The following is an 18,213-nucleotide window of genomic DNA, read 5'->3' as shown; positions in this document are numbered from 1 at the left end:
TGTTATGCGTTGAGGGTTCGTACGTTTCTGGTGTCACCGACGGACCCACCGCCGCGAAAGGCGCATGAACCATGAACACCAGCACCGCACTGATCACCGGCTCCTCCAGCGGCATCGGCCTCGACATCGCCCGCGCCTTCCTGGCGAGCGGCGCCAACGTCGTCCTGAACGGCCGGGACCCGGAGCGCCTCGCGAAGGCGGCGGCCGGCCTCGGCCGTCCGGAGCGGACCGCCTGGGTCGCGGGCGCCATCGCCGATCCGAAGACCGGCGAGTCGATGGTCCGCACCGCACAGGAGCGCTTCGGCCGGATCGACGTCCTGGTCAACAACGCCGGCACCTTCGCCCCCAAGCCCTTCACCGAGGTCACCGAGGACGAGCTCGACGGCTTCCTGACCGGCAATCTCAAGGGCACCTACCTCACCACCCAGGCCGTGGTGCGGGCGCTGCGCGCCCAGGGCGAGGGCGGCAGCATCGTCAACATCGGCACCGTCCTCGTGGACCACGGGCTGGCCGGCTTCCCGGCCTCCGCGCCGGTGGTGAGCAAGGCCGGTGTGCACGGGCTGACCACGAGCCTGTCCGCCGAGCTCGCGGCCGACGGGATCCGCGTCAACCTCGTCGCGGCCGGGATCGTCCGCACGCCGCTGCACGCGGGCTCCGACGTGGACTCCTTCGCCGGTCTCGCCCTGCTGAACCGGGTCGGCGAGGTCTCCGACATCTCCGAGGCGGTGCTCTACCTCGCGGGCGCCACGTTCGTCACCGGCCACGCGTTGCGCGTGGACGGCGGCCACGTCACCGGCCGCGCCTGATCCGCCCCTCCCCCCGCCGACCAGGAAGGACCTGCCACCGTGCCGTACGTCAACGTCAAGATCACCCGTGAGGGTGCCACCGCGGCCCAGAAGGCCGAGATCATCGCCGGCGTCACCGACCTGCTGGTCCGGGTCCTCGACAAGGACCCGGCCACCACCTTCGTCCTCATCGACGAAGTCGCCCTGGAGGACTGGGGCGTGGGCGGCGTCCGCACGGACGAGTACCGCCGCCGCATGCGCGGATAGCACGCCGGGGCCGTACCGCTGCGCCGGGCTTTCCCCGGCGCAGCCCCGCCCCGCGATTCGACCGCCGCAGGCGCCGGGTCCACCACGGACCCGGCGCCTGCGGCACGGGTGCGCCCTCGAACGCCGGGCGGACGGCACCAGCCGGGTCCGGCCCCGCCGGCGACGGGGGCGCGGGTCCGGGGCGGAGCCCCCGGCAGCGGCGCCGCACCGTCCGGTCCCGCCAGGGGCACCTCCCGAGCGGCGCCGGCCGTTGCGGGCCGGCCGCCGGGGCTACGGCAGGACCGCGACGCCGTCGAGTTCGACCATCGCCTGGTCGTCCCAGAGGCGGACCACGCCGATGACGGCCATCGCCGGGTAGTCGCGGCCCGCCAGCCGCCGCCAGATCCGCCCGAGTTCGGCGGCGCAGTCCCGGTACGCCGGCACGTCCACCGCGTAGACGGTCACACGCGCCAGGTCGGCCGGCGCGCCGCCGGCCGCCGCGAGGGCGGTCAGGAGGTTGACGAGGGCCCGCTCGAACTGCTCGGGCAGGGTCTCGCCCACCACTGTGCCTTCGGAGTCCAGCGCGGTCTGGCCCGCCAGGAACACCAGCCGGGAGCCGGCCGCCGCCACCGCGTGCGAGAAGCCCTTCGGCGGGGACAGCTCGGCCGGGTTGATCCGCTCCGGACTCATCGCGGCGCCACCGCCCGGTACATCTCCTTCGCGATGATGGTGCGCTGGACCTCGCTCGCGCCCTCGTAGATCCGCGGGGCCCGCACCTCCCGGTAGAGGTGTTCGAGCAGATGGCCCCGGCGCAGGGCGACGGCTCCGTGGAGCTGGACCGCGTGGTCCACGACGTACTGGGCCGTCTCCGTGGCGAGGAGCTTCGCCATGGCCGCGCGGCGTGGCACGTCCGGCGAGCCGCTGTCGTACGCTCCGGCCGCCGCGTAGACGAGGAGCCGGGCGGCCTCGGTCCGGGTGGCCATCTCCGCCACTCGGTGGGCCACCGCCTGCAGGTCGCCCAGGACCCCGCCGAAGGCGGTCCGGGCCGCCGTGTGCGCGAGCGTCGCGTCGAGCGCGGCCCGGGCCATGCCCACCGCGAACGCCCCGACGCTCGGCCGGAAGAGGTTCAGCGTGTCCATCGCGACCCGGAATCCGCGACCGGGCTCACCGAGCAGGTCCTCGGGGCCGACGGGGACGCCGTCGAAGGCCAGGGAGCCGATGGGGTGCGGGGACAGCATGTCGAGCGGCTCACCGGTGAGCCCCGGCCGGTCCGCCGGCACCAGGAAGGCCGACACCCCCTTGGCGCCCGGCCCTTCACCCGTCCGGGCGAACACCGTGTAGAAATCCGCCTCCGGGGCGTTGGAGATCCAGCACTTCTCCCCGCTGAGCCGCCACCCGCCCCGGCCCCCGTCCGCGCCCCCGGAATCGGGGGCCGCCTCCAGCGCCAGCGCCGCCGCGTCCGAGCCCGCCCCCGGCTCGCTGAGCGCGAAGGCGGCCACCGCCCGCCCGGCGCGCACTCCGGGCAGCCAGCGCGCGCGCTGCGCCTCGCTGCCCGCCCGCAGGACCGGGTACGCGCCCAGCCCCTGCAGTGCGAGCGCCGTCTCGGCCTCCGTGCAGCCGTACGCGAGGGATTCGCGCAGCAGGCACAGCTCCAGCGCGCCAGAGGCGAACACCCGCTCCAGCAGGCCCAGTTCACCCAGCTCCGCGAGCAGCGGCCGATTGATCCGCCCCGGCTCGCCCTTCTCGGCCAGCGGCCTCAGCCGGTCGGCCGACAGCGCGCGCAAGTGCGCGCACCACTCCTCCTGGTCCACCCCGAGCGCGAATCCGGTCATCCGAACATCCCCGCTTCTATCGCGTCCTGTTGACTGTCGTCACCATCACGATACGCTCGTGTGGTACCGCACGGCCGGCTCCACCCACAATCCGGACGTTGCAAGGGGGCGTACCCGCCTTGGAGCTCAAGCCTTCCGCTCACGCCGACACCTTCGCCCGCGACCATCTGCCGCCCGCCGACACGTGGCCGGAACTCCTCTTCGAGTTGCCCGACCTGGCCTACCCGGACCGCCTGAACTGCGCGGCCGAGCTGCTCGACGCCACCATCGCCCGGTTCGGGCCGGGCGGCGCCGCCCGGCCCGCCTTCCGCAGCGGCGCGGGCGAGGTGTGGACGTACGGCGGCCTGCGCGAGCGCGTGGACCGCCTCGCCCACGTGCTCACCGCCGATCTCGGCGTCGTCCCCGGCAACCGGGTGCTCCTGCGCGGGCCCACCGGCCCCTGGCTCGCCGCCTGCTGGCTCGCCGTGGTCAAGGCGGGCGCGGTGGCCGTGACCGTACTGCCCCAGCAGCGCGCCCAGGAGCTGGCCACCGTCTGCGCGATGGCCCGGGTGGGTCACGCCCTGTGCCACGCGGAAGTGCTGGACGACCTGGTCAAGGCCGAGGTGCCGGGGCTGCGGATCACCGCGTACGGCGGCGGGGCGCCGGGCGATCTGCTGCACCTGGCCGAGCGGCACGCGGGCCGGCCGTTCACCGCCGCCCCGACCTCCTGCGACGACGTCGCCCTGATCGCCTTCACCTCCGGCACCACCGGGCGGCCGAAGGGCTGCATGCACTTCCACCGCGACGTGCTCGCCGTCGCCGACACCTTCTCGCGCCGCGTTCTGCGTCCCCGCCCCGACGACGTCTTCGCGGGCAGCCCGCCGCTCGGGTTCACCTTCGGCCTCGGCGGGCTGGTCGTCTTCCCGCTGCGGGCCGGGGCGTCCGCGCTGCTGCTGGAGGAGGCCGGTCCGCGCCACCTGCTGCCCGCGCTCGCCGAGCACCGTGTGACGGTGCTGTTCACGGCGCCGACCGCGTACCGGGCGATGCTGGACGCGCTGGGCCCGCACGACGTGGGCGCGTACGACCTCTCCGCGCTGCGGCGCTGCGTCTCCGCCGGGGAGAACCTGCCCGCCGCGACCTGGCAGGCCTGGTACGAGCGCACCGGTCTGAGGATCATCAACGGCATCGGGGCGACCGAACTGCTGCACATCTTCATCTCCGCCGCCGACGAGGACATCCGGCCGGGTACGACCGGCCGGGTGGTCCCGGGCTGGCAGGCGCGCGTGGTGGACCCGTACGGCCGGCCGGTCGCGGACGACGAGCCGGGGCTGCTGGCCGTGCGGGGCCCCGTGGGCTGCCGCTACCTGGCCGATCCCCGGCAGGGGGAGTACGTGCAGGGCGGCTGGAACCTGACGGGCGACACCTACGTCCGCGACCCGGAGGGGTACTTCCGCTACGTCGCCCGCGCCGACGACATGATCGTCTCGGCCGGCTACAACATCGCGGGCCCGGAGGTGGAGGAGGCCCTGCTGCGTCACCCCGACGTGCTGGAGGCGGCGGTGGTGGGCCGCCCGGACGAGCGACGCGGGCAGGTCGTGGTGGCGTACACCGTCACGCGTGACGGTGTGGTGCTCACGGAGGAGGACCTGCGCACCTTCATGCGGGCCGAGCTGGCCCCCCACAAGTGCCCGCGCTCCTTCGTCTTCCTCCCCGCCCTCCCCCGCACGGCGACGGGCAAACTGCAACGCTTCCGCCTGCGGGATCCGGGACACCCCCTAGAGTGAAGCCGTGGCCGAGCAGCACACTCCGCGATCTCTGATCGTCACGTTCTACGGCGCCTACGGGCGGGCCTTCGAGGGACCGGTCCCGGTGTCCGAGCTGATCCGCCTGCTGGGCGCGGCCGGCGTGGACGCCCCTTCGGTCCGCTCGTCGGTGTCCCGGCTGAAGCGGCGCGGCTTCCTGCTGCCCGCGCGCGCCGCGGACGGCTCGGCGGCGTACGAGCTCTCCGAGGAGGCCCGCCAGCTCCTGGACGACGGCGACCGGCGGATCTACGGCAGCCCGCAGCTGTCGGACGAGTGGCTGGTGGTGGTGTTCTCCGTCCCGGAGCAGGAGCGGCACAAGCGGCACCTGCTGCGCTCCCGGCTGGCCCGGCTCGGCTTCGGCGCGGTGGCGCCGGGCGTGTGGATCGCCCCGGCCGGGCTGGCCGAGGAGACCGGGCACACCCTGGAACGGCTGCACCTGACGCCGTACGTGGAACTGTTCCGCGGCGCCCACCTCGGCTTCGCGCCGACCGCGGAGGCCGTGGCCCGCTGGTGGGACCTGACGTCCCTGGCCAAGCAGCACGAGGAATTCCTCGATCAGCACGAACCCGCCCTGCGCGCCCTCCAGTCGGGCCCGGACCCGACCCCGGAGGAGGCCTACCGCGGCTACCTCCTCGCCCTGGACAGCTGGCGCCGCCTGCCGTACGCCGACCCGGGCCTGCCGCGCGGTCTGCTCCCCTCGGACTGGCCGGGCGACCGCGCCGCGGCCGTGTTCACCGAGCTCCACGCGCGGCTGCGGGACGCGGGAGCGCGCTTCGCGCAGCCCTGACCGGCCGCAAGGCGCCTGACCAGCCGGCCGCCCGGCGGGCCCGAAACTCGGGTGCGCGGGGGTCCGGGCCCGCGCCAGGATGGGCCATGACCTGGACCTTCACTTCGGACCTGGCGGCCTATCTGGCCGCGGCGGGCCCTGCCGTGGCCGCGGATCCCGTCGCCAACACCGTTCTGCTGACCGTGGCCGACGGGCTGGAGCGGCGCGGGAGCGCCGCATACGGGTCCGGCGAGCCCTTCTTCGGCTGGTGGACCGGCGCCGGCGGAACGGTTGCCGGGGGCCTGCTGTGCACCCCGCCGTTCCCGCTGCTGCTCAGCTCGGTGCCCGAGGAGGCGGTCCGGGTACTCGGGGCCGCTCTCGCCACCGAGCCGCTGCTCGCCGGACTCCACGGGATCAACGCTCGCCGCCCGGACGCGCAGGCGCTGGCCGAGGCCTGGGGACGGCCCACCCGGATCGCCGAGGAGATCCGCCTGTACCGGCTGGACGGGCTGGTCGCCCCGGATCCCGCGCCGGCCGGGCGCGCCCGGCTCGCCGCCGAGGCGGACCTGCCGCTGCTGATGGAGTGGATCGAGCGTTTCAACGCCGAGGCCGGGGTCCCGGGCTCCGCCTCGGAGGCGGTCCTGCGCGACCGGCTCTCGTACGGAGGCATCCTGCTCTGGGAGCACGAGGGCGCCCCGGTCTCGCTGGCCTCCTTCAACCGCCCGATCGGCTCGGCCGCCCGCGTCGGCCCCGTCTACACCCCGCCCGGGGCCCGCGGCCGCGGATACGCCGCCGGGGTCACGCACGCGGCGAGCGAGGCGGCGTACGCGGCGGGTGCCTCCGAGGTGCTGCTCTTCACCGACCTGGCCAACCCGACCAGCAACGGCGTCTACCTGCGCCTGGGCTACACCCCGGTCGAGGACCGTGCCGAGATCGTGCCCGCCTGAGCCCCGCGAACCGCCTGACCCGACCGACCCGTCCGACCCCGTCCGACCCGTCTGACCCGTCTGACCCGACCGACCCGACTGGTGCGCCGCCCCCGCCGGGGCCTCAGCCGCGGCCCGTCGGAGGCTTGCGGCTGCCCGCCCGGTAGGGCAGGGGCCAGGGCGCGGCCGGACCCTCGTAGGACTGGTCGGCGGCCGCGTGCAGGGTCCACTGGGGGTCGTACAGGTGGGGACGGCCGAGGGCGCAGAGGTCCGCGCGCCCGGCCAGCAGCAGCGAGTTGACGTCGTCCCACGACGAGATGGCGCCGACGGCGATGACGGGGACGCCGAGCGCGTTGCGGATCCGGTCGGCGTACGGGGTCTGGTACGAACGCCCGTACTCCGGGGCCTCGTCCGCCACGACCTGGCCGGTCGAGACGTCGACGGCGTCCGCGCCGTGGGCGGCGAAGGCGGCCGCGGTGTCCACCGCCTCCTGCGGGGAGGTGCCGCCCGGCGCCCAGTCGGTGGCCGAGAGGCGGACGGTCATCGGGCGGTCCTCGGGCCACACGGCGCGGACCGCGTCGAAGACCTCCAGCGGGAAGCGCAGGCGGTTCTCCAGGGGACCGCCGTAGGCGTCGTCACGCCGGTTGGTCAGCGGCGAGAGGAACCCGGAGAGCAGGTAGCCGTGGGCGCAGTGCAGTTCGAGCAGGTCGAAGCCGCAGTCGGCGGCGCGGACGGCGGCGGCCGCGAAGTCCGAGCGGACGGCCGCCATGTCGCGCTGCGTGAGGGCGCGGGGGACGGCCGAGACACCCGGCCGGTAGGGCAGCTCCGAGGCGGCCGCCAGCGGCCAGCCGCCCTCCGGGAGGGGGTCGTCCATGCCCTCCCACATCACGCGCGTGGCCCCCTTGCGCCCCGAGTGCCCGAGCTGGACGCCGAGCGCGGTACCGGGCGCGGAGGTGTGCACGAAGTCGGTGATCCGCTGCCAGGCGGCCGCCTGCTCCTGGGTGTACAGGCCGGTGCAGCCGGGGGTGATCCGGCCTTCGGCGCTGGCGCAGACCATCTCCGTCATGACCAGGCCGGCCCCGCCGAGGGCCCGCGCGCCCAGGTGCACGAGGTGGAAGTCGCCGGGGACGCCCTCCTCGGCCGAGTACATGTCCATCGGTGAGACCACCACCCGGTTGCGCAGGGTCAGCCCGCGCAGGGTGAACGGGGTGAACATGGGTGCAGTCCGCTCGTCCGGGCAGCCGAAGTCCCGTTCCACGGCCCGGGTGAACCGGTCGTCGCGCAGCCGCAGGTTGTCGTGGGTGACCCGGCGGCTGCGCGTGAGCAGGTTGAAGGCGAACTGCCGGGCGGGCTGGCCGACGTATCCGGCGGCCTCCTCGAACCAGCGCATGCTGGCGGCCGCGGCCCGCTGGGTGCTGGCCACGGCGGGCCGCCGCGCGGTCTCGTACGCCGCGAGCGCAGTGGGCACGTCGGGCTCGGTGCGGACTGCTTCGGCGAGCGCGAGGGCGTCCTCGACGGCGAGCTTGGTGCCGGACCCGATGGAGAAGTGGGCGGTGTGCGCGGCGTCGCCGAGCAAGGCCACGTTCCCGTGCGACCAGCGTTCGTTGACCACGGTGCGGAACCGGGTCCAGGCCGAGCGGTTGCCGTGCAGGGGGCGGCCGCGCAGGGCCTCGCTGAAGATCTTGGCGCAGCGGGCCGCCGACTCGTCCTCGTCGCACAGGTCGAGGCCCGCCGCCCGCCACACCTCCTCGCGCATCTCCACGATCACCGTGGAGGCGTCCGCGGAGTAGGGGTAGGCGTGCAGCTGCATCACCCCGTGCCCGGTCTCCGCGATCTCGAAGCGGAAGGCGTCGAAGGCGAAGTCGGCGGCGAGCCAGATGTACCGGCAGCGGCCGCCCGTCACGGTCGGCCCGAAGTGCGCGGCGCCGGCCTCGCGGGTCGCGCTGTGCACTCCGTCGGCCGCGACCACCAGGTCGTGGGAGGCCGCGAGCGCCGCGGCGTCCGCTTCCCCGGTACCGAAGCGGAGCCGGACGCCGAGCCCGGCGCAGCGCCCGTGCAGGATCTCCAGCAGCCGGCGCCGCCCGAGGGCGGCGAATCCGTGGCCGCCGGAGGTCAGCAGCCGGCCCCGGTGGACGATGTCCACGTCGTCCCAGCGCACGAACTCCGCGCTCAGGGCCTCGTAGACCACGGTGTCCGCCTGCTCGATGCCGCCGAGGGTCTCGTCGGAGAGGACCACGCCGAAGCCGAAGGTGTCGTCCGGCGCGCCCCGTTCCCAGACCTCCACGGTGTGGCCCTGGCGGGCCAGCAGTGCGGCGGCGTACAGCCCGCCCGGTCCCCCGCCGACGACGGCGACCCGCATGGCACCGTTGGGCATGCGGCTACCTGCCCTTCCAGGCGGGCGGCCGTTTCCCGGTGAAGGCCGCGTGGAACTCCGCGTAGTCCTGGCCGTTCATCAGCAGGGCCTGGGTGTTGGCGTCCAGCTCCACGGACGCGGCCAGGGGCATGTCGAGCTCGGCCGTGAGGAGCGCCTTGGTCTGCGCGTAGGCGAGGGCGGGGCCGGCGGCCAGGTGCGCGGCGAGTTCACCGGCCCGTACGTGGGCCTTGCCCTCCTCGGTGAGCTCGCTGAGCAGACCGATCCGTTCGGCCTCGGCGGCGCGGACGGGCTCTCCGAGCATCAGCAGCCGGGTGGCGTGGCCGAGGCCGACGACGCGGGGCAGCAGGTAGGCGGCGCCCATGTCGCCGCCGGAGAGGCCGACGCGGGTGAAGAGGAACGCGAAGCGGGCGCTGGGGTCGGCGATGCGGAAGTCGGCGGCGAGCGCGAGGACGGCCCCGGCTCCGGCGGCGACGCCGTGCACGGCGGCGATGACCGGGAAGGGGCATTCGCGGAGGGCGCGGACGACCTGGCCGGTCATCCGGTTGAAGTCGAGGAGCTGGGCGGTGTCCATGGCGAGGGTGGCGCCGATGATCTCGTCCACGTCCCCGCCGGAGCAGAAGCCGCGGCCCTCGCCGCCCAGCACGAGGGCGCGCACGGACCGTTCACGGGACAGTTCTGCCAGCAGGTCGCGCAGGTCGGCGTAGGCGCCGAAGGTGAGCGCGTTCAGCTTGTCGGGGCGGTCGAAGGTGACGGTGGCCACGCCGTCCTGCCGGGTCACCCGGAGGTGGCGCCACCGTTCGGTCGCTTCTGTGGAACCGGTGAAGGGGCTCACACGATCGACGGTATCACCAGATCGTGACTGCCGTCACAGAAACGCGACACCGGGAACCACCGACCGGACAGACCCCACCGGCACGGAGGGACCCGCCGGACCCCACGCCGCTGCCGACGGCCGCACCGCGCGGCAGCCGCCGCCCCGCCCGCCCGCGCCCCGCTCCGACCGCTCCGGCGGACGGCGGGACGCCCGTCCGGACGAGGAGCACGGCGGAGGACATCAGGACATCGCGGAGGACATCGCGGACGCACGACGGAGGGGCATCGCGGACGCACGACGGACGCACGACGGACGCACGACGGAGGCACGGCGGAGGGCACGGCGCGGTGTGACTCACCCCGCCGGCCCGCGCATGACTATGCGGGGGCCGGGCGCGGGTCCATGAGCGCGCCTACGCGCGGGGCTTCCCGAGCGTGGCGACCAGCACGGCCTTGATGGTGTGCAGCCGGTTCTCGGCCTCGTCGAAGACGATGGAGTGCGCGGACTCGAACACCTCGTCCGTCACCTCCAGCGAGTCCAGCCCGTGCCGCTCGTGGATCTCCCGCGCCACCTCGGTGCCGAGGTCGTGGAAGGCCGGCAGGCAGTGCATGAACTTCACGTCCGGGTTGCCGGTGGCGCGCAGCACGTCCATGGTCACCGCGTACGGGGACAGGGCCGCGATCCGCTCGTCCCAGACCTCCTTGGGCTCGCCCATGGACACCCAGATGTCGGTCAGGACGAAGTCGGCCCCCGTCACGCCCTCGGCGATCTCCTCGGTCAGCGTGATCCGGGCGCCGCTGCGCTCCGCGAGTGCGCGCGCCGCCGCCACGACGGGCTCGGCCGGCCAGTAGGCCTCGGGCGCGACGATCCGCACGTCCATGCCCAGCAGCGCACCGGTCACGAGGTAGGAGTTGCCCATGTTGAAGCGGGCGTCGCCGAGGTAGGCGAAGGAGATCCGCTCCAGCGGCTTGGCCGTGTGCTCGGTCATGGTGAGCACGTCGGCCAGCATCTGGGTGGGGTGCCAGTCGTCGGTGAGGCCGTTGAAGACGGGCACGCCCGCGTGAGCGGCCAGCGCCTCGACGGTCTCCTGGCTGTCACCCCGGTACTCGATCCCGTCGAACATCCGGCCGAGTACCCGCGCCGTGTCCTTGACCGACTCCTTGTGTCCCATCTGGGAACCCGCGGGGTCGAGGTAGGTGGTGCGGGCACCCTGGTCCGCGGCGGCGACCTCGAAGGCGCAGCGGGTGCGCGTCGAGGTCTTCTCGAAGATCAGCGCGATGTTCCTGCCCTGGAGCGCGGGCTGCTCGGTCCCGGCCTTCTTGGCCGCCTTGAGGCCCGCGGCGAGCTCGATCAGACCGCGGAACTCGGCGGCGGTGAAGTCGAGCTCCTTGAGAAAACTGCGGCCGGCGAGGTCGGTGGCCATGGGGTCGCTCCAGCGTCACGGTGACAGGGGATGTTGGAAGTCTATACGATCCTCTGCATTGATATACAGCACCGTCTCGGTATGTGACGCAGCCTTCAGACCGCGTCCCGCTCGACCGGGCAGCTCATGCAGCGCGGCCCGCCGCGGCCCCGTCCCAGCTCGCTGCCCGGAATCTCGATGACCTCGATGCCCTCCTTGCGCAGATGGGTGTTGGTCGTCACGTTCCGCTCGTAGGCGACCACCACGCCCGGCTCCACGGCCAGCACGTTGCACCCGTCGTCCCACTGCTCGCGCTCCGCCGAGTGCACGTCCTGCGTCGCGGTCAGCACCCGGATCGAGTCCAGCCCGAGCGCCGCCGCGATGGCCCGGTGCATGTGCTCCGGCGGGTGGTCGGTCACCTTCAGCTCGCCCGGACCGTTGCCCGGCTCGATCGTGTAGGAGCGGAGCATGCCGAGTCCGGCGTACTGGGTGAACGTATCTCCGTCGACCATCGTCATCACCGTGTCCAGGTGCATGAAGGCCCGCCGCTTCGGCATGTCCAGGGCCACGATGGCGGTCGCCGACCCGGCGGCGAACAGCCCCCGCGCCAGCATCTCCACCGCCTGCGGGGTGGTCCGCTCGCTCATCCCGATGAGCACCGCGCCGTTCCCGATGACCAGCACGTCACCGCCTTCGATGGTCGAGGGGTAGTCGACCTGTCCCTGCGACCAGTAGTGGAAGGCGCCGGAGGAGGTGAAGAGCGGATGGTGCTTGTAGATCGCTTCGAAGTGGACGGTCTCGCGCTGCCGCGCGGGCCAGCGCATCGCGTTGACGGACACCCCGTCGTAGATCCAGGCGGAGGTGTCCCGGGTGAACAGGTGGTTGGGCAGCGGGCCCAGCAGGAAGTCGTCCAGTTCCAGGGCGTGGAAGCGGACCGACACCGGCTCGGTGTGCCGGTCGAGGAACTCCCGCTTGGTCATCCCGCCGACCAGCGCCTCGGCCAGGGCAGCGGAACCCAGCCCGTCGAAGGCCGCCCGGAGGTGGTCGGTGGCGAGCGGCCCGTACTCCTTCTCGTCGAACACCCGGTCCAGTACGAGGTGTCTCGCCTCCGGGATGTCGAGGGCCTCGCACAGCAGGTCGCCGAAGAGGTGCACCTCCACGCCCCGGTCGCGCAGCACGTCCGCGAAGCCGTCGTGCTCCTGGCGGGCCCGGCGCACCCACAGCACGTCGTCGAAGAGGAGCGCGTCCTTGTTGCTCGGTGTGAGCCGCTTCAGCTCCAGGTCGGGCCGGTGGAGGATGACGCGGCGAAGCCGCCCGGTCTCGGAGTCGACATGGAATCCCATGCCGTACACGTTCGCAGACCGGGCGGCTCTTTGACGGGGCGTCCGCTCAGCGGGGGGTGCCGAGGCCGAGAAGCGCCGTCGGGGCGCCGATGAGTTCCGGGGTGGTCAGGCCCAGTTCGGGCAACGCCACGTTCGGCACACCGGAGTTGGAGGCGTCCGGCATCGTCAGCAGACCGCCGGCGACCACGCCGGGGGTCCGGGCGACCAGATCGGTGGCCGGCGACTCCAGCGAGCCCTCGCCGTCCGTCTCCGGCCGGCCCAGCAGGTTCGGCACCGGTGAGGTGACGAGGGTGCTGCCGAGCTCGGTGCCGATCGGGACCACCGGGAGCAGTGGGGACGGGAGCATGTTCCCCTTGTGGAAGCGGGGCGCCTCGGGTGCTCCCACGGTCGGCATTGGTACCGCGGTCGCCACTCGCGGGGTGTCCACGCCCAGCGTGGTCTTCACAGCGTCCAGCGGGACACCGACCGGCACCGAGTCGGCCACGGCCGGGGTGGCCGCGGCGGCCGCGGCCATACAGGTCATGAGTGCCGCAATGCTTCCGCGCGCGGTCATCTTCATAGGTGACGTTCCGTCCTTCCAGGGTCGCGGACATTCCGCTGCCCTGGATGAACGATCCCGCCGGCGGGTTTCCCGGAGTTCTCCGCGAAAGTTCCCCCATACGACCTAATTCGAGGCCGTACGGGGGTACCGGCTTTACGCCCGCGTTTCACGGCACGGTGCACGGCACGGTGCCGTGCACCGTGCACGCCCGGGGGATCTCACAGCCGGGGGTCGACCGGCTCCGACTCCAGCGCGAGCACCGCGAAGACGGCCTCGTGCACCCGCCACAGCGGCTCCTGGGCCGCCAGCCGGTCCAGCGCCTCCAGCCCGAGCGCGTACTCGCGCAGGGCGAGCGAGCGCTTGTGGCCGAGGAACCGCTCGCGCAGCCGCTCCAGGTGGTCGGGGCGCGTGTACTCCGGACCGTAGATGATCCGCAGGTACTCGCGCCCGCGCACCTTGACCCCGGGCTGGACCAGGCGGCCCTTCCCGTCGCGTGCGTACGCCTGGAGCGGCTTGACGACCATGCCCTCACCGCCCGCCGCCGTCAGCTCCAGCCACCAGTCGGTGCCCGCCCGTACGGACTCCTCGTCCGCGGTGTCCACCAGGATCCGGGCGGTGCGGCGCAGCAGCCCGGTGCCCGCCGCCCCGTCGGCGGCGACGAGGCGGTCCAGCCAGAACAGCTGCTCGTCGTGGGGCACCGCGGCCAGCGACCGCCCGGCCGCCGCCAGCAGCTGGAACGGCGCGAAACGTACGCCTTCCAGCCCGTCGGTGGTCCAGCAGTAGCGCCGGTAGGCGTCGGTGAAGGCGGCCGCGTCGTCTGCCCGGCCGCGCTGGCGCGCCAGCAGCCCGCCGGTGTCGACGCCCCGGGCGGCGGCCGCCTCCAGGGCGGCGATCGCGTCCGGGAAGACGGCGCCCGAGGCCGCGCCCACGGCCGCGTACTGATTGCGCAGCAGGCCGGCCGACTTCAGGGACCAGGGCAGCAGTTCGCCGTCGAGCAGCAGCCAGTCCGTGCCGAGCTCCTCCCAGAGTCCGGCGTCGGTGACGGCCGAGCGGAGCCGGGTGAGGATCTCCTCGGTGACCTCGGGGTCCTTGAAGAAGGGCCGCCCGGTGCGGGTGTAGACGGACCCGGTCGGGCCCTCCACGCCGAAGCGCTCGCGTGCCGCACCGGCGTCCTTGCAGACCAGGACGGTGGCCCGGGAGCCCATGTGCTTCTCCTCGCACACCACCTGGGCGATGCCGTCCTTGCGGTACTGGGCGAAGGCCTCGGCCGGGTGCTCCAGGTAGCCGTCCTCCCGCGAGGTGGCGGTCGGCGCCATGGTGGGCGGCAGGTACGGGACGAGCCGCGGGTCGACCGCGAAGCGGCTCATGACCTCCAGGGCCGCGGCCGCGTTCTCCTCGCGCACGTTGACGTTGCCCAGGTGCCGGGTCTCGACGATCCGGCGCCCGTGCACGTCGGCCAGGTCGAGCGGGCGCCCGTCATGGCCGCCCGGCGCCTCCGCGGCGAGCGGACGCGTGGGCTCGTACCAGACCTTCTCGGCCGGCACGTCGACCAGTTCGCGCTCGGGCCAGCGCAGTGCGGTCATCTTCCCGCCGAAGACGGCGCCGGTGTCGAGGCAGATGGTGTTGTTGATCCAGGCGGTGTTCGGGACCGGGGTGTGGCCGTAGACCACGACGGCCTTGCCGCGGTAGTCCTCGGCCCACGGGTAGCGCACGGGCAGGCCGAACTCGTCCGTCTCGCCGGTGGTGTCCCCGTACAGGGCGTGCGAGCGGACCCGGCCGGAGGTGCGGCCGTGGTACTTCTCGGGCAGGCCGGCGTGGCAGACCACGAGCTTGCCGCCGTCGAGGACGTAGTGGCTGACGAGGCCGCGGATGAACTGCCGCACCTCCTCGACGAACTCCTCCGGCTCGTGGGACAGCTGCTCGATGGTCTCGGCCAGTCCGTGGGTCTGCTGGACCTTGGAGCCCTTCAGATAACGGCCGAGCTTGTTCTCGTGGTTCCCGGGCACGCACAGGGCGTTGCCGGACTTGACCATGCCCATGACGCGCCGCAGCACGCCGGGACTGTCCGGCCCCCGGTCGACGAGGTCGCCGACGAAGACCGCGGTGCGCCCTTCGGGGTGCACGCCGTCCTCGTAGCCGAGTGTGGCGAGCAGGGTCTCCAGCTCGGAGGCGCAGCCGTGGATGTCACCCACGATGTCGAAGGGGCCGGTGAGGTGGGTGAGGTCGTTGAACCGCTTCTCCAGGACCACCTCCGCCGTCTCGGCCTCCTCGAGCGTGCGCAGCACGTGCACCTTGCGGAAACCCTCGCGCTCCAGGCCGCGCAGCGAGCGCCGCAGGTCCCGGCGGTGGCGCTGGATGACGGCGCGGGGCAGGCCGGACCGGTCGGGTCGGGCGGCGTTGCGCTCGGCGCACACCTCCTCCGGCATGTCGAGGACGACGGCGATGGGCAGCACGTCGTGCGCGCGGGCGAGCTGGACCAGTTGCCGGCGGGCGTCGGCCTGGACGCTGGTGGCGTCGACGACGGTGAGGCGTCCGGCCGCGAGGCGCTTGCCGGCGATGTAGTGCAGGACGTCGAAGGCGTCCCGGCTCGCGCCCTGGTCGTTCTCGTCGTCGCTGACCAGGCCCCGGCAGTAGTCGGAGGAGATCACCTCGGTGGGCTTGAAGTGCTTGCGGGCGAAGGTGGACTTGCCCGATCCGGTGGCCCCGATCAGGACGACGAGGGACAGGTCGGTGACGGGAAGCACGCGGTGGGTCTCGGTGCCGGTCATGCTGCCTCGCCCTCCTTCGGGGTGTGGCCGGTGCGGTCGGGGTGGTCGCTGGGCTTTGGGTGGTCGCTGTGGTCGGGGTGGTCGGCGGTGGTGAAGACGGCCATCTGGGTGGGCGGTCCGACCTCGGGGTCGTCGTCCCCGACGGGAACGAACTCGACCGCGTACCCGTGGCGCCGCGCGACCTCGCCGGCCCAGGCGCGGAACTCCGCGCGGGTCCATTCGAAGCGGTGGTCGCCGTGGCGGGCGTGCCCGGCGGGCAGGGACTCCCAGCGGACGTTGTACTCGACGTTCGGGGTCGTGACGAGGACCGTGCGGGGGCGGGCCGAGCCGAACACCGCGTACTCCAGCGCGGGCAGCCGCTCCGGGTCGAGGTGCTCGATGACCTCGCTGAGCACGGCGGCGTCGTAGCCGGCGAGCCGCTTGTCGGTGTAGGCGAGCGAGCCCTGCAGCAGCCGGACGCGCGTGCTCTGCCGCTCCCCCATCCGCTCCAGCCGCAGCCGTTTGGCCGCCAGGTTCAGGGCTCGCACGGACACGTCCATGCCGACGATCTCGGTGTACGCCGGGTCCCCCAGCAGCGCCTGGACCAACTGCCCCTGCCCGCAGCCGAGGTCGAGGACGCGGGCGGCTCCGGCGGCGCGCAGGGCGGCGAGGATCGCGTCGCGCCGGTGCACGGCGAGCGGCACGGGGCGCTCCTCCGTGTCACGGTTCTCGTCCACGGCGTTGTCGAGCTCCTCGACCTCGCTGCCGTCGGCCTCGGCGAGGCGGACCAGTTCCAGCCGCTCCAGGGCGTCCTGGGTCAGCCGCTTGTGGCGGGCGAGGTAGCGCGAGCTGATCAGTCCGTTCTCGGGGTGGGCGGCGAGCCAGCCGTCTCCGGCGCGCAGCAGCTTGTCGACCTCGTCGGGGGCGATCCAGTAGTGCTTGGCGTCGTCGAGCACGGGCAGCAGGACGTACAGCTGGCGCAGGGCGTCGGCGAGCTTCAGCTCGCCCTCCAGCACGAGCCGCACGTAGCGGGAGTCCCCCCACTCGGGGAACCGCTCGTCGAGCGGTACGGGCTCGGCCCGTACGAGGTCCCACCCGAGCGGGTCGAACAGCCGGTGCACGAGCTCCGGCCCGCCGCGCGCGGGCAGCGCCGGGATCTCGACGCGCAGCGGCCGGGCCTGCTCGGGGAGCTCCGGCCGGGCGGCGCACTTGCCCCCCAGCGCGCTGCGGAACACCCCGCTGAGCGCGACGGCGAGCAGCGAGGACGCCGCGTACGGGCGGTCGTTGACGTACTGCGCGAGCGCGGCGTCGGGCGCCCCGCCCCGGCCCTTGCCCTGGCCGCGCCGCACGAGCGCGACGGGATCCACCTCCAGGAGCAGGGCCGCCGTGCAACGCTCGGCCGCGGCCTCGGGGTAGAACACGTGGGCGGTGCCGTGGGAGGTGGAGAACGCCTGCGCCTTCCCGGGATGCTTGTGCAGGAGGAAGCCCAGGTCGGTGGCGGGTCGTTCGGGGGAGCCGGTGGTGGAGATCGTCAGGAACACACGGCCGATTGTTGCTGGTCACGCGCCCTGGATGCGCCCTATTTTCCGGCGGCCAGATCCGCGATCCGGTCGGGGCCGATGCGGCAGCAGCCGCCGATGAGGCGGGCGCCCGCGCGGTACCAGGCGCCGGTGGGCCAGGGGACGGGAGTCCGGGGGGACTGCCAGGTGCGGGTGGCTGCGTCCCAGACCGAGCCGTCGTTGGGGTAGGCCAGGAGCGGCTTGCCGGTGGTGGCGGCCGCCGCTTCGAGGGCGGGCAGGACCTCCGCCGGGTCGCAGCAGTTGACGCCGACCGCGATGACCTGCGGCGCCGCGGCCGCGAGGGCGAAGGCCTCGCGGAGGGAATCCCCGGAGCGGGTCCGGCCGCCGGCGACGGTGTAGCTCAGCCAGGCCTCGGCGTCCGTCTCCGCGAGGACCGTGATCAGGGCTTCGGCCTCGGCCGGGTCGGGGAGGGTTTCCAGGGCGAGGACGTCGGGGCCCGCGGCGAGCAGGGCCTCGACGCGGGGGCGGTGGAAGGCGGCGAGCTCGCGCACGCTCAGGCCGTACCGGCCGCGGTATTCGGAGCCGTCCGCGAGGACCGCTCCGTACGGGCCGACGGAGGCGGCCACCCACACCTCGTGGTCGGCGGCTCCGGCGGCTCGGGCGGCGAGGTCCACGCTGCGGCGGAGCAGGTCGGTGGCCCGGGGGTGGCCGGGGCCGATCTGGTAGCTCGCGGTGATCAGCACCTCGGCACCGGCCCGCGCGTACGCCGTGTGGGCGGCCTCGACCTGGTCGGGCCGCTCGGCGAGCACCCGGCCCGTCCAGAGGCCGCCGGACAGGTCGCAGCCCTGGGCGGCGAGCTGGTTGCTCAGCCCGCCGTCCAGAAACACGGTCCGGCGGGCCAGGACTTCGGCGAGCGGGCCGGACGCACGTGGCATGGCCTTGCCTTTCCTTGCCCTACGCGACCTCTCAGGGGGCCTTGGGCGTATTCGAGCATCCGCTCGATGTCGGGGCGGAAGACTTCAGGGTCGTCACCGGAGCGGCCTGCGTCCCCGTAGTGGCCCGTGTGTCCCCACCCGGTCCACGCCTCCATCCTGCCCTTCTTCCCACCCGCACCGCCCCTGCAAGGTGAATCGCGT

15 protein-coding genes are annotated in these 18,213 nt (G+C 73.7%); 5 read left to right on the top strand and 10 right to left on the bottom strand.

What is annotated here, in order from left to right; translation table 11 throughout:
* Positions 1–71 precede the first annotated feature (71 nt).
* Together ACFCZ1_RS06005 and ACFCZ1_RS06000 are read left to right on the top strand one after the other, a co-directional pair.
* Positions 72–806: an SDR family NAD(P)-dependent oxidoreductase gene (locus ACFCZ1_RS06005; RefSeq protein ID WP_376677155.1), complete on the top strand. Its 735-nt coding sequence runs from the start codon at positions 72–74 to the stop codon at positions 804–806.
* A gap of 39 nt (positions 807–845) precedes the next feature.
* A complete protein-coding gene (locus tag ACFCZ1_RS06000) occupies positions 846–1,052 on the top strand; it encodes a 4-oxalocrotonate tautomerase family protein (RefSeq protein ID WP_376677154.1) in 207 nt (68 codons plus the stop codon).
* A gap of 270 nt (positions 1,053–1,322) precedes the next feature.
* Here the strand turns inward: ACFCZ1_RS06000 and ACFCZ1_RS05995 are convergent, their stop codons facing one another.
* Together ACFCZ1_RS05995 and ACFCZ1_RS05990 are read right to left on the bottom strand one after the other, a co-directional pair.
* Positions 1,323–1,721, bottom strand: coding sequence for a RidA family protein (locus ACFCZ1_RS05995; protein ID WP_376677153.1), 399 nt, complete (start codon positions 1,719–1,721; stop codon positions 1,323–1,325).
* Positions 1,718–2,863 (bottom strand): acyl-CoA dehydrogenase family protein, encoded by a 1,146-nt coding sequence (locus ACFCZ1_RS05990; RefSeq protein ID WP_376677152.1) that lies wholly within the window; start codon positions 2,861–2,863, stop codon positions 1,718–1,720. The genes ACFCZ1_RS05995 and ACFCZ1_RS05990 overlap by 4 nt, the downstream gene beginning before the upstream one ends.
* A 119-nt stretch (positions 2,864–2,982) precedes the next feature.
* Here ACFCZ1_RS05990 and ACFCZ1_RS05985 point away from each other — a divergent pair, with 119 nt between their 5' ends.
* The 3 genes from ACFCZ1_RS05985 to ACFCZ1_RS05975 all read left to right on the top strand — a co-directional run bounded on the left by ACFCZ1_RS05985 (position 2,983) and on the right by ACFCZ1_RS05975 (position 6,357).
* The gene (locus tag ACFCZ1_RS05985; protein WP_376677151.1) at positions 2,983–4,626 is read left to right on the top strand and encodes an AMP-binding protein; all 1,644 of its coding nucleotides are present in this window, start codon (positions 2,983–2,985) and stop codon (positions 4,624–4,626) included.
* A gap of 4 nt (positions 4,627–4,630) precedes the next feature.
* Positions 4,631–5,431, top strand: a complete 801-nt coding sequence (locus ACFCZ1_RS05980; RefSeq protein ID WP_376677150.1) for a PaaX family transcriptional regulator C-terminal domain-containing protein — start codon at positions 4,631–4,633, stop codon at positions 5,429–5,431.
* A gap of 86 nt (positions 5,432–5,517) precedes the next feature.
* Positions 5,518–6,357, top strand: coding sequence for a GNAT family N-acetyltransferase (locus ACFCZ1_RS05975; RefSeq protein WP_376677149.1), 840 nt, complete (start codon positions 5,518–5,520; stop codon positions 6,355–6,357).
* 103 nt (positions 6,358–6,460) lie between these two features.
* On the opposite strand, the gene ACFCZ1_RS05970 is transcribed toward ACFCZ1_RS05975, so the two are convergent.
* The 8 genes from ACFCZ1_RS05970 to mmuM form a co-directional block, all read right to left on the bottom strand.
* Positions 6,461–8,710, bottom strand: a complete 2,250-nt coding sequence (locus tag ACFCZ1_RS05970) for a bifunctional salicylyl-CoA 5-hydroxylase/oxidoreductase (RefSeq protein ID WP_376677148.1) — start codon at positions 8,708–8,710, stop codon at positions 6,461–6,463.
* Between the two features lie 4 nt (positions 8,711–8,714).
* Positions 8,715–9,542: an enoyl-CoA hydratase family protein gene (locus tag ACFCZ1_RS05965; protein ID WP_376677147.1), complete on the bottom strand. Its 828-nt coding sequence runs from the start codon at positions 9,540–9,542 to the stop codon at positions 8,715–8,717.
* A 394-nt stretch (positions 9,543–9,936) separates the two neighbouring features.
* Positions 9,937–10,947, bottom strand: a complete 1,011-nt coding sequence (gene argF / locus ACFCZ1_RS05960; RefSeq protein ID WP_376677146.1) for an ornithine carbamoyltransferase — start codon at positions 10,945–10,947, stop codon at positions 9,937–9,939.
* A gap of 95 nt (positions 10,948–11,042) precedes the next feature.
* Positions 11,043–12,269, bottom strand: a complete 1,227-nt coding sequence (locus tag ACFCZ1_RS05955; RefSeq protein ID WP_376677145.1) for an arginine deiminase — start codon at positions 12,267–12,269, stop codon at positions 11,043–11,045.
* 46 nt (positions 12,270–12,315) lie between these two features.
* A complete protein-coding gene (locus ACFCZ1_RS05950; protein WP_376677144.1) occupies positions 12,316–12,792 on the bottom strand; it encodes a hypothetical protein in 477 nt (158 codons plus the stop codon).
* 236 nt (positions 12,793–13,028) lie between these two features.
* Positions 13,029–15,578, bottom strand: coding sequence for a polynucleotide kinase-phosphatase (locus tag ACFCZ1_RS05945; protein WP_376677143.1), 2,550 nt, complete (start codon positions 15,576–15,578; stop codon positions 13,029–13,031).
* On the bottom strand, positions 15,575–17,098 hold the full coding sequence (locus ACFCZ1_RS05940; protein ID WP_376677142.1) for a 3' terminal RNA ribose 2'-O-methyltransferase Hen1: 1,524 nt from the start codon (positions 17,096–17,098) through the stop codon (positions 15,575–15,577). Before ACFCZ1_RS05940 ends, ACFCZ1_RS05945 begins: the two co-directional genes overlap by 4 nt.
* 38 nt (positions 17,099–17,136) lie before the next feature.
* A complete protein-coding gene (gene mmuM, locus ACFCZ1_RS05935; RefSeq protein ID WP_376677141.1) occupies positions 17,137–18,012 on the bottom strand; it encodes a homocysteine S-methyltransferase in 876 nt (291 codons plus the stop codon).
* Between the last annotated feature and the right edge of the window lie 201 nt (positions 18,013–18,213).

The organism is Streptomyces sp. NPDC056224 (assembly GCF_042267665.1).
Classification (GTDB): Bacteria; Actinomycetota; Actinomycetes; order Streptomycetales; family Streptomycetaceae; genus Streptomyces.
The sequence above is the reverse complement of the archived record's forward strand: the minus strand, read 5'-3'. Positions and strand labels throughout refer to the sequence as shown.